The organism is Pseudomonas sp. 34 E 7 (assembly GCF_900005715.1).
GTDB lineage: Bacteria > Pseudomonadota > Gammaproteobacteria > Pseudomonadales > Pseudomonadaceae > Aquipseudomonas > Aquipseudomonas orientalis_A.
This window is the reverse complement of sequence record NZ_CVTX01000145.1, coordinates 130,190-142,939: the sequence shown is the minus strand read 5'-3', so window position 1 is coordinate 142,939 and position 12,750 is coordinate 130,190. Positions and strand designations below refer to the sequence as shown.

The following is a 12,750-nucleotide window of genomic DNA, read 5'->3' as shown; positions in this document are numbered from 1 at the left end:
AGAGAGGCTATCGTGACCCTTCGCACCTATCAGAATCACACGCCAACCCTGGGCACCGGGGCGTTTGTCGATGTTTCGGCGGTGGTGATCGGCGATGTCGAAATCGGCGCCGACAGCTCGGTCTGGCCATTGACGGTGATTCGCGGCGACATGCACCGCATCCGTATCGGTGCGCGCACCAGCGTGCAGGACGGCTGTGTGCTGCACATCACCCACGCCGGCCCGTTCAACCCGGACGGCTTCCCGCTGTTGATCGGTGACGACGTGACCATCGCCCATAAAGTCATGCTGCATGGCTGCACGGTGGGCAGCCGCATCCTGATCGGCATGGGCAGCATCGTCATGGACGGCGCCGTGGTGGAGGATGATGTGATCATCGGGGCCGGCAGCCTGGTGCCGCCGGGCAAGAAACTCGACAGCGGCTTTTTGTATGTCGGCAGTCCGGTTAAACAGGTCCGCCCGCTGACCGACAAGGAGCGTGCCTTTTTCACCTACAGCGCGGCGAACTACGTGAAGCTCAAAGACCTGCACATCGCGCAAGGATTCGACCAATGACCCTGCACCACCAGACCGTGCTGTTCGACCTGGACGGCACCCTTACCGACCCGCGCGAGGGCATTACCCGTTCGATCCAGTACGCCCTCGGCAAACTGGGCATCGACGAGCCGGACCTGACCCGGCTCGAACACTTCATCGGCCCGCCGTTGCTGCAGGCGTTCATGCAGTTCTATGGCTTCGACGAGGCCAAAGCCTGGGAAGCGGTGAATTTCTATCGCGAGCGCTTCAAGGTCACGGGGCTGTATGAAAACCAGGTATTCGACGGCGTGATGCCATTGCTCGAAGAACTGAACAGCCAGGGCCGCCAACTGTATGTGGCGACCTCCAAGCCGTGGGAATTCGCCCGTGAGATCGCGCGGCATTTCGACTTTGCCAAGCACTTCAAGGTGATTTACGGCAGCGAGCTGGATGGCACACGCACCAACAAGGTCGAGCTGATCGCCCACCTGATGCGTGAAGAAGGGCTGGACCCGGACACCACCTTGATGATCGGTGATCGCAAGCATGACCTGATCGGCGCGCGCAGCAATGGGCTCGACTCGGTGGCAGTGGGTTATGGGTTTGGCAGCTTTGAAGAGCTGAATGCCGAAGCGCCAACCTGGCATTTTGAGACGTTGGCAGAAATGCATCAGGCGTTTTTGCGGCGGACTTGAGGCCGCCATCGGGGGCAAGCCCCCTCCCACAATTGACCTGTGTACACCGCTCAAAATGTGGGAGAGGGCTTGCCCCCGATGAGCATAGGTCTCTACACAACCCATCTGATACACCTCGGCCCAAATGTGGGAGGGGGCTTGCCCCCGATGGCGGCCTCTGGGCCGACCAGGATGTTGGATCAGATCGAGTACATATCCATTCTTTAGGTAACGGCAACTTAGGGTTCCGCCCTGACGGCGGGTCACTTTGGAAAAGCCCCAAAGTAACCAAAAGGCTCTTGCCCCACCACTCGGCACCTCGCTTGGGCTCGGTGTGCCCGAACGCAGGCTTGAATCCGCGGCTAACCCGGCGTCCTGCCGGGTTACCCACGGATTCAAGCCTGCGTTCGGCCAGCGTGGTTTAACGGGGCGCCTGAGATCAAGATCAAAAGCAGATCAAGAGCGACTCGCTTCGCATCGTGGTTACGGTTGAGCGCTACAGAGTTGTGTAGATACCTATGCCCCGATGAGGCCCTACTGGTCAACCTTCTCCAACCGCCTCAACGCCGCCCTGCGCTGCTCCACCGGCAGCCCTCCCAACGTCTCCACCGCCCGATAGAACTTCACCCAATCCCGCCCTTCCTGCGCAAACAACGCCGCAAACGCCGGTACCCACTGGTCATACAGCCCGAACGGCAGCAGCCGCGCGTTGTTCATCGGCTGGTTGATCCACGCGTCATAACGCTTGTCACCGCCCCACTGGCTGTCGCGCAGGTGGCGGTACTCACGGCGCAGGCGCTCGAACTGCGCGGCCTTGGCCTGGCGCATCACCTCGGCCGCCAATGGCTGGGCGTAAAGGTTTTCCAGGCGTTTGCGGGTAGCGAGAATCAACTGGGTAAACTGGTCGCGCTGCTGCAACGTCGCATCGCTCAGCGGCGCCAGCCCACGGGCGGCGCGCCATTGTCGCGTACCTTCCTGCTCGACAAAGCTGGCAAATGACTCATTGAACTCGGTGTCGTCCTTCACATAGAAGCGCTGATGCGCCAGCTCGTGGAAGATCAGGGTGGCCAGACGTTCATCGCCCCAGTTCATCATCGAACTGATGATCGGGTCATTGAACCAGCCCAGTGTGGAATAGGCTTCGACGCCGCCAATCGACACGTCCATGCCTTGTTGGCGCAGCAATGCCGCTTCGCCACGCGCGGCGCCCTGGCTGTAGTAGCCGCGATAGGCCACGCAACCGGCGATGGGGAAGCAGTGGTTTTGCGCTGACAGAGAAAATTCCTGCGTGGCGAAGACATTCCACACCACATAGGGTCGACCAATATCGGCATACAGCCGGTAGCTTTGATTGTCGGGCAAGTGCAGCTGTTCGCTGGCGAACGCACGGGCCTTCTGGGACTGAAGCAGATGCTCACGCAACCCTTGAGGACGAGCCGGATCGGCGATGACTTCGGCCACCGGTTCCCGCGCCCGCAGCAGTTGCCACTGGCCACTGGCTAACTGGCCGTAGTAACTGACGCTGGAGCAGCCGCTGAGCAGCATCACCAGCAACCCAGGAAGAAAACGCCTGATCATGCCGCGACCGCTCCTGGGTACGCTTGAATCGAATTTGAAGGTTCCACGTGATGGCGTGTTTATACTCAAAATATCTTCTCGCGTTGAGTTCCTGCCATGCGCCAGCTTTTGTACCCCGTCGCCGCCCTGTTGCTCAGCGCTTGCGCATCGACGCCGATCCCGCCCGTCGACCCGCAACAGGCCTGGGTCGATTTCACCACGCCAACCCCGGGCGCCAAACTGGTCATGGCTCAGCGCCTGGACGGGAAATACCTCGAAGACGGGCGCTATTTCCAAATGCCGCCCGGGGCCCACGAACTGATGGTGCGCTTCGACTTCGAAGTGCCCGCCGGAGGAGGGCTGGGGGGGCTGAGCCAGATGATGTATCGAACCTGCTTCATGACCTTGCAGTACGACCATTTCCAGGCCGGCCAACGCTACATACTGGAAGGGCGCTCATTGGCCTTCACGCCCAACATCCGCCTGTACGACCCGGCGCGGCAATTGCTGGCCGAAGAGCGCAGCGTGAACTGCATCTGATCAGTCGTTGTTCTTCTGGTAGATGATGCGCTTGGTGCCGTTTTCGCAGGAACCGACAATCATGGCGCTGTCATGATTCTTGGCTTCTTCGGCGGTGATGATTTCCAGGGTGTAGGACGGGATCGCCTTGGCCTGGATGTTGACTTCGATTTCTTTGCGCAGCTCTTCGCAGTCTTTTGGCGCGGCCATGGCCGAAGTGGCCAATACGCCGCAGATGACCGCCAAAGCAAAACGTTTCATGTGTGTAGCTCCCTGAATGCATTGCGCACGGGTGTGCGTCTAGGCTGCATAGGCTATAGGACCACATTTATGAAACACGAGTTCTGATTTAACGCAGAACAAAATGTAGGAGGGGACTTGCTCCCGATAGCGGTGGATCAGCTAAATTTCTTCGGCTGACCCACCGCTATCGGGGGCAAGCCCCCTTCCACACTGTCCAGGGGTTAGTTCAGGAGCGTGGCATCCAGGGTGATGGTTGCATTCAGCACTTTGGACACTGGGCACCCTTCCTTGGCCTTTTTGCTCAGTTCGTCGAACTGCGCCTGGCTGGCGCCTGGAATCTTGGCTTTAAGCACCAGGTGCACAGCGGTAATCGCAAAACCGCCCTCGACCTGGTCGAGCGTCACCTGGGCTTCGGTGTCGATGCTGTCAGCCTTAAGGCCTGCGTCGCCGAGAATCATGGAGAACGCCATGGAGAAGCAGCCGGCGTGGGCCGCACCAATCAGTTCTTCAGGGTTGGTGCCCTTGCCGCCTTCGAAGCGGGCCTTGAAGCCATAGGGCGCTTCGCGCAGCACGCCGGTCTCGGTGGAAATCGAACCCAGGCCAGTCTTCAGATCGCCTTCCCAATGCGCGGATGCCTTTTTAACGATACTCATAGCTTTCTCCTCGAACGGTGATTTTGCGTCAGTAAGGTTCTGAGGATAGACGCCGTCGCAAAGTTCATCTTGTCGGAAAGACCTACCAAATAAGTAGGAAATTTCATGGCTGCTATTGAATCTCGGGTATATGCCCTCATTGCATAGACCATGCACATGAAGCGGCAGGTTTTGGTTCGTCTAAGAAGCCTGCGCCCCTATTGGAGAAGCAGGCTATGAAATCGCTGTCCGACGTGAAGTTCTCGACCCTCGACCTGGTGCCCGTACGCGCCAACGGCAGTGCGGCGCAATCGTTACGCAATTCTCTGGACCTTGCCCAGCACGTGGAAAAGCTCGGCTATAACCGTTTCTGGGTGGCTGAGCACCACAATATGGACGGTATTGCCAGCTCGGCTACCTCGGTATTGCTGGGTTACCTGGCCGGTGGGACCTCGACTATCCGCGTCGGCTCCGGCGGGGTGATGCTGCCCAACCACGCGCCGCTGGTGATCGCCGAGCAGTTCGGCACCCTGGAGAGCCTGTACCCTGGCCGTATCGACCTGGGCCTGGGCCGCGCGCCCGGTTCCGATCAAATGACCGCCCGCGCCCTGCGCCGTGAACGCTCCGGCAGCGCGGACGACTTCCCGCAAGACGTGGCCGAACTGATGGCCTATCTCGGCCCGCGTACGCCCGATCAGCGGGTGATCGCAGTCCCGGGCACCGGCACCAATGTGCCGGTGTGGTTGCTGGGCTCGAGCCTGTTCAGTGCGCAATTGGCTGGTGAACGTGGCTTGCCCTACGCCTTCGCCTCACATTTCGCACCGCGCCTGATGCATGAGGCGGTTCGGGTGTACCGCAATCACTTCAAGCCTTCGGCGGTGCTGGACAAGCCCTACGTGATGCTCGGCATTCCTCTGGTCGCCGCTGACACCGACGAACAGGCCGACTACCTGGCCACCTCGGTGTACCAGCGCATCCTCGCGCTGATGCGCGGGCAAAGCCTGGTGCAGCGCCCACCGGTAAAAACCATGGACGGCCTGTGGCTGCCCCACGAGAAAGAAGCGGTGGGCAGTTTCCTCGGCCTGGCGATGGTGGGCAGCCCGGCGAAGATCCGCGCCAAACTGGAGGTGCTGATCGAACAGACCGGCGCCGACGAACTGATCTTTACCTGCGACCTGTATGAGCACGCCGACCGGATTCATTCCTACGAGCTGCTGGCGCAGGTGATGAAGGGCTAAACCCCAGGCGAAAAAAAAACCGACGCGCCTGCGTCGGTTTTTTATGTCTGCAACACGGGATTAACCGCGCTTGTAGACGATTTCCTTGGTGCCGCCTTCGCAACTGCCAATCACTTGGCCATCGGCGGCAGCGCCTTTATCCACAACATCCAGCGAATAGTGCTGAACGCCCTTGGCATCAAGCTTTGCCGCGAGTTCGCCTTTGAGCTCTTCACAAGGCTTGCCCGCCGCCAGGGCCGTGCCTGCAATGCTCAACAAACCTACCGCCAACAGAAACTTCTTCATCCGATACTTTCCTTGCGCTGGTCGAAAAGAGCATGCCGACGCTCAGGGCGTCGGCATGCATTGGGTGTAGCGCAGGTTATGGCAATCGGCCAGCGGTCAAAGTTCCGCGCGCCCGATCAACTACTGGCAATTCGGAATCCCACCTTCAGGGTGACCTGATAGTGCGCGACCTTGCCATCCTCGATATGCCCACGGGTTTCAGTCACTTCAAACCATTCCAGATGCTTGAGGCTTTTGCTGGCTTCGGCCAGGGCATTCTGGATCGCATCTTCGATGGTGGTGGTGGATGAGCCCACCAATTCGACTTTCTTGTAGGTGTGATGTTCGCTCATGGTGTTTCTCCTGTAGGTCGTCAATCAAGACTAGCAGTGAATATTCGTACTGCTTGAGGCGACCGCTCGGCCACGAAAGTTCAGATTTAATGCACTTTCTGAAACGGCCGCAGTCGGTATCTACACACGCCACTCAATCACTTCAGGAGATGTCCAAATGGCCAACACTTCTTTACGCAAAGCGTCGCTGGAAAGCATGGAAGCCGAGATTTCGAGCCTGCTCAAATCCCTCGAGAGCCTCAAGGACGACGCATCCGATGAGTCGCGCAAAACGCTGAAGGCCCTGAAAAGCAATGCCGAGAATGCCCTCAAGCACTCGCGCCACCTGATCAGCGACGCGTACGAAGAAAGCAAAGTCAAAATCCGCGAAACCGGCGTTGCCACTCGCGATTACGCACAAGAGCACCCATGGACCACCGCCGGCGTTGCCGTCGGTGCTCTGGGTCTGCTGGCAGCCTACCTGCTGTGCAAACGCGGCGACTAAACAGGTTGGCGCGCCAGCTCAGCCTTGAGCCACTGCGCCAATTGCCCGGCGCGCCCATCTGCGGCGCGCTTGGGTAGCCACAACGCCAGGTGCGCCGGGGTTTCACTGAAGCCCCACGGCGCCACCAGGCGACCCGCACGCAGGTCCTCCGCCACCAGCGGTTGTGGCGCAATCGCCACGCCCAGTCCTGCCACCGCCGCTTCCAGCAAATAATACAAATGTTCAAAACCCTGGCCGAGTTTCAGCGCGTCGGGCTCGATCCCGTGTTGCTGCGCCCAACTGGGCCAGGCTTGCGGACGCGACGTGGTGTGTAAGAGAGGTTCGCCACGCAAGGCTTGGGCCGGTGCCTGGCGCAGGCGCTCATAGCCGGCGAAGCGTGGACTCATGACGGCGCCGATGCGCTCGCTGGCCAGCTCGAATACCTGCATATCCGCCGGCCAAGGCGGCTCGGCGAATACCAGCAGGGCATCAAGGCCGGGGCGCCTGGGGTCGAGGTCGCCGTCACCGGCAGACAGGTGCAGACGCAAGTCCGGCAAGTCAGCATTCAAGCGCCCCAGACGCGGTATCAACCAGCGCGCCAGCAAGCTGCCCGAGCATCCCAGTACGAAGGGCGCGTCGGCGCTGCGCTGGGTGAGTTCGGCACACACATCGCGCAGACGCTCGAACGCCTCGGCGCTGGCATCGCGTAACCTTGCCCCTGCATCTGTGAGTTTAAGGCCGCGGCCCTCCTTGACGAACAGGCTGACGCCCAAGTGTTCTTCCAGCACTTTCAATTGGCGACTGACTGCGCCATGGGTGACATGCAAGTGCTCCGCAGCCTGGCTGACGCTGCTGAGGCGGGCAGTGACTTCAAAGGCGCGCAGCGCATTGAGTGGTGGAAGGTCTCGGCTCATCTGTGAGTTTTCCTGACAGGTTACGGCGATCTTATCGGTTTTCAGCCCAGAGCGGCAGGGGTAGAGTGGTGCTCATTATTTCCCACACCCCTTTCTTTCCTGGAGCGTCCCATGACTCAGTCCCAGACCGACCTGCGCAACGGCCCTGACGTCAACGGCCTGTTTGGTGCGTTCGGCGGCCGCTACGTCGCTGAAACCCTGATGCCGTTGATCCTCGAGCTGGCCCGTGAATACGAAGCGGCCAAGATCGATCCGGCGTTCAACGAGGAATTGGCCTACTTCCAGCGCGATTACGTCGGGCGTCCAAGCCCGCTGTACTTCGCTGAACGCCTGACCGAATTCTGCGGCGGCGCCAAGATCTACCTCAAGCGCGAAGAGCTGAACCACACCGGCGCGCACAAGATCAACAACTGCATCGGCCAGATCCTGCTGGCGCGGCGCATGGGCAAGAAACGCATCATCGCCGAGACCGGCGCCGGCATGCACGGCGTGGCCACTGCCACCGTCGCCGCGCGCTTTGGCCTGCAATGCGTGATCTACATGGGCACCACCGACATCGAGCGCCAGCAGGCCAACGTGTTTCGCATGAAGCTGCTGGGCGCCGAGGTGATCCCGGTGGTCGCCGGCACCGGCACCCTGAAGGACGCGATGAACGAGGCCCTGCGTGACTGGGTCACCAATGTCCACGACACCTTCTACCTGATCGGCACCGTGGCCGGCCCGCACCCGTACCCGGCCATGGTGCGCGATTTCCAGGCCGTGATCGGCAAGGAAACCCGCGACCAATTGCAAGCCCAGGAAGGCCGCCTGCCGGACAGCCTGGTGGCGTGCATCGGCGGCGGTTCCAATGCCATGGGCTTGTTCCACCCGTTCCTGGATGACACCAGCGTCGAGATCATCGGCGTTGAAGCGGCCGGTCATGGCATCGAAACCGGCAAGCACGCCGCCAGCCTCAATGGCGGGGTGCCCGGCGTACTGCACGGCAACCGCACCTTCCTGCTGCAGGACGATGACGGCCAGATCATCGACGCACACTCGATTTCCGCAGGCCTGGACTACCCCGGCATCGGCCCTGAGCACGCCTGGTTGCACGACATCGGCCGTGTCCAGTACACCTCGGTGACGGACGATGAAGCCCTCGATGCTTTCCACAAATGCTGCCGCCTCGAAGGGATCATTCCGGCGCTGGAAAGCGCGCACGCCCTGGCCGAAGTATTCAAACGCGCACCGACCCTGCCCAAGGAGCACCTGATGGTGATCAACCTGTCCGGCCGAGGCGACAAAGACATGCAGACCGTCATGCACCATATGGAACAGTCCCAGCAGGAGAAACATTGATGAGCCGCCTGCAAACGCGCTTCGCGCAACTCAAAGAGCAGAACCGCGCCGCCCTGGTGACCTTCGTCACCGCCGGCGACCCGGGCTATGACGCCTCGCTGGCCATCCTCAAAGGCCTGCCCGCTGCCGGAGCCGACGTGATCGAGTTGGGCATGCCCTTCACCGACCCGATGGCCGATGGCCCGGCCATCCAATTGGCCAACATCCGCGCGCTGGAGGCCAGGCAGAACCTGGCGAAAACCCTGCAGATGGTCCGCGAGTTCCGCAAAGACAACAACGACACGCCCCTGGTGTTGATGGGCTACTTCAACCCGATCCACAAGTACGGTGTCCCGCAATTCATCACCGACGCCAAGGAAGCGGGCGTAGACGGGCTGATCGTGGTGGACATGCCGCCTGAACATAACGGCGAACTGTGCGATCCGGCCCAGGCGGCGGGTATCGACTTTATCCGCCTGACCACGCCGACCACTGATGACGCACGCCTGCCGACGGTGCTCAACGGCAGCTCCGGCTTTGTGTACTACGTGTCGGTAGCGGGCGTGACCGGTGCCGGCGCGGCCACCCTGGAGCACGTCGAAGAAGCCGTGAGCCGCTTGCGTCGCCATACCGACCTGCCGATCAGTATAGGCTTCGGCATCCGTACACCGCAGCAAGCGGCGGCCATCGCGCGCCTGGCGGACGGGGTGGTGGTGGGGTCTGCACTGATCGATCACATCGCCAACGCCGACAGCCACCAGCAAGCGATCGATGGCGTATTGAGCCATTGCGCGGCGCTGTCCGAAGGCGTGCGCAACGCACGTCGGTAACTGCACCGGTCCGGATTCTTGCGCTAGGCTTGTGGGGGGGTGACATGCCGTCACCCCCCACAAGCACTTCATGCCTCTTGTCGTCTAACCGCCTCTGCAAGCCCCCCGCAGTTCTTGCCCCCCGGTTGTTAAGTTAGCTGCATCAGAAGTCATCCCTGGCTCTTAAGGAGTACATCATGGCATTTGATCTCATCACGTCTTCAGACCCCCGTCATTCCACCCTGCAGAAAGGCTTCAACCTGCGCTGGCCGTTGGGCAATGTGCAGGGCGAATCGTCGCCCAATGGCGCCAGCCGCATCTACCTCTGCCACAGTACCCAGGACATCGTCGACGCCGCCGCCGAAGCGCTGGCGATCACCCACGGTCGTATAACGGTTCGAAGCGGTGGTCACTGTTACGAAGGTTTCGTCTCCAACAAAATGCCCGGCAACAGCGACGAGGTGTTATCGATCCTGGATATCAGCCCGCTGAATCAGATGGTCTACGCCGCCGATGGGCAACTGGCTTCCGACCTGGTCCCCGCGCGGCCCGAGCGCTACAGCTTTCGCCTGGAGGCCGGTGCGCAGAATTGGGACGCCTACGTCAGGTTGTACAAGCTGGCCAATAAGACACTGCCGGGCGGCTCATGCTATTCGGTCGGCCTGGGCGGGCATATCTGCGGGGGCGGCTATGGGTTGCTGTCACGCAAGCATGGCCTGGTGTGCGATTGGCTGCACGGTGTGGATATGTTGGTGCCCAATGCACAGGGCACCGGCCTGACCCCCGTGCATGTCTCGCGAGACAGCACAGACCCTGACGAGCTCGACCTCTTCGCGGCGTGCTGCGGCGCCGGTGGCGGTCAGTTCGGCATCATCACCAGCTACTATTTCAAGACGTTGCCCGAGGCGCCGAAGGAAGTGCTCTGGCTGGTGCTGCAATGGGATTGGTCCCTGCTGACCGATAAGTCCAGGCTCGACAACCTGCTTATCGCCTATCAGAACTGGTTCGCCCTCAACCAAAGCAATCCCGACACGTGGGGGTTGGCGACCAAACTGGAGATGCGCCATCCGCACACCGGTAATGTGACCCTGGGCATTCACTACGTCGATCGCGACGGAGGGCTGAAGGACCAGGCGCCCTTTGAAGATTTCGTCGCAAAAATGCTCGATGCCATTGGCCTGCCTGCGACCGAATGCCTGGTGCCGTTTTACGTTGTGCATATGCCAAGCGGCGGCGCCAGTGGACGCGCCATCAAAGCATTGCCCGACGCATTGGCGGCCACGCGACGCCTGGATTGGCTGGTGTGCCAGCAAACCTTGAATGGTTCAGGGGACAATCTGCGCGGGCGCTACAAGTCGGCCTATCAGAAGGGCGAATTCACCCCTCAGGTGCTCCAGGCGATCTGGGACACGCTGCACTGGGACGACCCCGATCAATACCTGACCCAGAGCCTGATACAAATCCAGTCGTTTGGCGGGCGCATCAATGAGGCCACACCGGCGGTTCGCAAAGAGTCGTCGGCCTCACAGCGCTCGTCCTATCTGAAGTGGCAACCGCAGTGCTATTGGCAGGAGGCCGGCGAGGCGGCGGACCAGGCCCACGCGCGATGGATTCAGGGACTGTTTTTCAACGCCTTCGCCAATGATCGGGGGGTGCCCCTCAATGACCAGTTCGAGGGTTGCTATATCAACTACCCGGACCTGGACATGACTCATGAGGACGGCAACCCGGCCAAGCCGAAAAACCCCTACTGGTACAAGATTTTCGTCCCCGACCTCATGATCGAAAGCCGCCTGCGCCGCACCAAGCGGCATTGGGACCCGCACAACGTGTTCCGTAACGAGATGTCCGTGCCGTGAACAAGTAAGGCAACCCCAGGGCCGATCGTTCCCACGCTCTGCGTGGGAATGCCTCAGGGTCGCCTTGTTTCACAGCTCAATCCGCTCGACCTTGCCCACCAGCAGCACGTAGGAAAGCGCGCCAAGCAACGCCAGCACCGCGATATAGGTAATGGCCGGCGCAAACGAATCACCGCTGGCAAGAAATCCAATCACGATCGGCGTAGCAATCGCCGACAGGTTGCCGATGAAGTTGAACACGCCACCGGTCAGCCCCAACAAACGGGCAGGTGCCAGCGTGGATACCAGCGACCAGGTGATCGACGCCAGCCCGTTGCCGAAGAACGCCAGCGCCAGGAATGCAATCACCCAGGCGGTGGAGTCCACGTAGTTGGCGCCGATGATCGCCGTGGAAATCAGCAGCCCGCCGATGATCGGCAACTTGCGCGCAAAGCCTACCGACGCGCCCCGGCGAATCAGCCAGTCGGAAAAAATCCCGGAGCACAGAACACCGACGAACGCCGCCAGAAACGGCAGTGAGGCGAGCAGACCGGACTTGATGAAGTCCATGCCGCGATACTTGACCAGGTAGGTCGGGAACCAAGTGAGGAAAAACCACAGGGTGGAATTCAGGCAGAACTGCCCAAGGTAGATGCCCCACAACTTGCGCTTGCTCAGCACAATGCCCAGGTCAACCCAGCTGAACGGTGCCTTGCTGGCTTTTTCCTGCATATCCACCAGGCCACCGCCGTCACGGATCAACTGGATTTCCGCCGCGTTGGCGCCCTTGAAATCCTTGGGCTCGCGGTACACCGCGTACCAGATCAGCGCCCATAAAATGCCGACGCCACCGGTGGCGACGAACACCATGTGCCAGCCGAATGCATGTTGCAGCCAGGCCAGCACGGGGGTGAGAAACGCCAGCCCGACGAACTGCCCGGAGGTGTAGACGCCAATCGCCGTGGCGCGCTCGCGCTCGGGAAACCAGGTGGTCACCACCCGGCTGTTGATCGGGTAGGCCGGGGCCTCCAGGGCACCGACGGCCATGCGCAACACGAACAACGCAATGAAGCTGGCGGCAAAGCCGAGCATGACGGTGGCGATGGACCACAGCAGCAGGGCGGCGGTGTAGAGAATGCGCGGGGGCACACGGTCGACCAACCAGCCGCCAGGAATCTGCATCGCGGCGTAGGTCCAGCCGAACGCCGAAAAAATCAGCCCGACATGGACCGGGTCGATGCCCAGCTCGCTGGTCAGCGCGGGAGCGGCAATCGACAGGTTGCTGCGGTCGAGGTAGTTGATCACCACGGTGATGAACAGCAGCACCATGATAAAGAAGCGCTTTCGGCTAGGCGTGACTACAGGAGCCTGTCCGGTGAGGGATTCAGGGTGCATGGGGAGGTGCCTCTTTTT

15 protein-coding genes are annotated in these 12,750 nt (G+C 60.9%); 8 read left to right on the top strand and 7 right to left on the bottom strand.

Going from position 1 to position 12,750, the window contains the following annotated elements:
* Nucleotides 1–12: 12 nt before the first annotated feature.
* Nucleotides 13–555: a gamma carbonic anhydrase family protein gene (locus BFP96_RS15190; RefSeq protein WP_065886751.1), complete on the top strand. Its 543-nt coding sequence runs from the start codon at nt 13–15 to the stop codon at nt 553–555.
* On the top strand, nt 552–1,211 hold the full coding sequence (locus tag BFP96_RS15185; protein ID WP_065936515.1) for an HAD family hydrolase: 660 nt from the start codon (nt 552–554) through the stop codon (nt 1,209–1,211). Before BFP96_RS15190 ends, BFP96_RS15185 begins: the two co-directional genes overlap by 4 nt.
* Nucleotides 1,212–1,724: 513 nt before the next feature.
* Here the strand turns inward: BFP96_RS15185 and BFP96_RS15180 are convergent.
* Nucleotides 1,725–2,768 (bottom strand): aminopeptidase, encoded by a 1,044-nt coding sequence (locus tag BFP96_RS15180; RefSeq protein ID WP_065936514.1) that lies wholly within the window; start codon nt 2,766–2,768, stop codon nt 1,725–1,727.
* Nucleotides 2,769–2,864: 96 nt separating this feature from the next.
* On the opposite strand from BFP96_RS15180, the gene BFP96_RS15175 reads away from it, so the two are divergent.
* A complete protein-coding gene (locus tag BFP96_RS15175) occupies nt 2,865–3,287 on the top strand; it encodes a PA0061/PA0062 family lipoprotein (protein WP_065895258.1) in 423 nt (140 codons plus the stop codon).
* On the opposite strand, the gene BFP96_RS15170 is transcribed toward BFP96_RS15175, so the two are convergent.
* Both BFP96_RS15170 and BFP96_RS15165 read right to left on the bottom strand, forming a co-directional pair.
* Nucleotides 3,288–3,527: a DUF1161 domain-containing protein gene (locus BFP96_RS15170; protein ID WP_065886747.1), complete on the bottom strand. Its 240-nt coding sequence runs from the start codon at nt 3,525–3,527 to the stop codon at nt 3,288–3,290.
* Between the two features lie 203 nt (nt 3,528–3,730).
* A complete protein-coding gene (locus tag BFP96_RS15165) occupies nt 3,731–4,162 on the bottom strand; it encodes an OsmC family protein (protein WP_065886746.1) in 432 nt (143 codons plus the stop codon).
* Nucleotides 4,163–4,377: 215 nt separating this feature from the next.
* Between BFP96_RS15165 and BFP96_RS15160 the strand changes: the two genes are divergently transcribed.
* Nucleotides 4,378–5,379 carry an LLM class flavin-dependent oxidoreductase gene (locus tag BFP96_RS15160; protein ID WP_065933608.1) on the top strand — a complete coding sequence of 334 codons (1,002 nt, stop codon included), beginning with the start codon at nt 4,378–4,380 and terminating at the stop codon, nt 5,377–5,379.
* Between the two features lie 60 nt (nt 5,380–5,439).
* Here BFP96_RS15160 and BFP96_RS15155 read toward each other — a convergent pair whose 3' ends face one another.
* The gene (locus tag BFP96_RS15155; RefSeq protein ID WP_065895256.1) at nt 5,440–5,664 is read right to left on the bottom strand and encodes a DUF1161 domain-containing protein; all 225 of its coding nucleotides are present in this window, start codon (nt 5,662–5,664) and stop codon (nt 5,440–5,442) included.
* Nucleotides 5,665–5,780: 116 nt separating this feature from the next.
* A complete protein-coding gene (locus BFP96_RS15150) occupies nt 5,781–5,996 on the bottom strand; it encodes a dodecin (RefSeq protein WP_065886743.1) in 216 nt (71 codons plus the stop codon).
* A 157-nt stretch (nt 5,997–6,153) separates the two neighbouring features.
* Here BFP96_RS15150 and BFP96_RS15145 point away from each other — a divergent pair, with 157 nt between their 5' ends.
* A complete protein-coding gene (locus tag BFP96_RS15145; RefSeq protein WP_003170746.1) occupies nt 6,154–6,480 on the top strand; it encodes a DUF883 family protein in 327 nt (108 codons plus the stop codon).
* Here the strand turns inward: BFP96_RS15145 and BFP96_RS15140 are convergent.
* Entirely contained in the window at nt 6,477–7,373 is an 897-nt protein-coding gene (locus BFP96_RS15140) for a LysR family transcriptional regulator (RefSeq protein ID WP_065897844.1), read from the bottom strand. The two genes, BFP96_RS15145 and BFP96_RS15140, sit on opposite strands and share 4 nt — an antisense overlap.
* Nucleotides 7,374–7,484: 111 nt before the next feature.
* Between BFP96_RS15140 and trpB the strand changes: the two genes are divergently transcribed.
* From trpB to BFP96_RS15125, 3 genes are all read left to right on the top strand, one after another.
* Entirely contained in the window at nt 7,485–8,711 is a 1,227-nt protein-coding gene (trpB, locus tag BFP96_RS15135; RefSeq protein WP_065936513.1) for a tryptophan synthase subunit beta, read from the top strand.
* On the top strand, nt 8,711–9,520 hold the full coding sequence (gene trpA / locus BFP96_RS15130; RefSeq protein ID WP_065897843.1) for a tryptophan synthase subunit alpha: 810 nt from the start codon (nt 8,711–8,713) through the stop codon (nt 9,518–9,520). Before trpB ends, trpA begins: the two co-directional genes overlap by 1 nt.
* 176 nt (nt 9,521–9,696) lie before the next feature.
* On the top strand, nt 9,697–11,358 hold the full coding sequence (locus BFP96_RS15125; RefSeq protein ID WP_065936512.1) for an FAD-dependent oxidoreductase: 1,662 nt from the start codon (nt 9,697–9,699) through the stop codon (nt 11,356–11,358).
* A 69-nt stretch (nt 11,359–11,427) separates the two neighbouring features.
* Here the strand turns inward: BFP96_RS15125 and BFP96_RS15120 are convergent, their stop codons facing one another.
* Nucleotides 11,428–12,732: an MFS transporter gene (locus BFP96_RS15120; protein ID WP_065895252.1), complete on the bottom strand. Its 1,305-nt coding sequence runs from the start codon at nt 12,730–12,732 to the stop codon at nt 11,428–11,430.
* Nucleotides 12,733–12,750 lie beyond the last annotated feature (18 nt).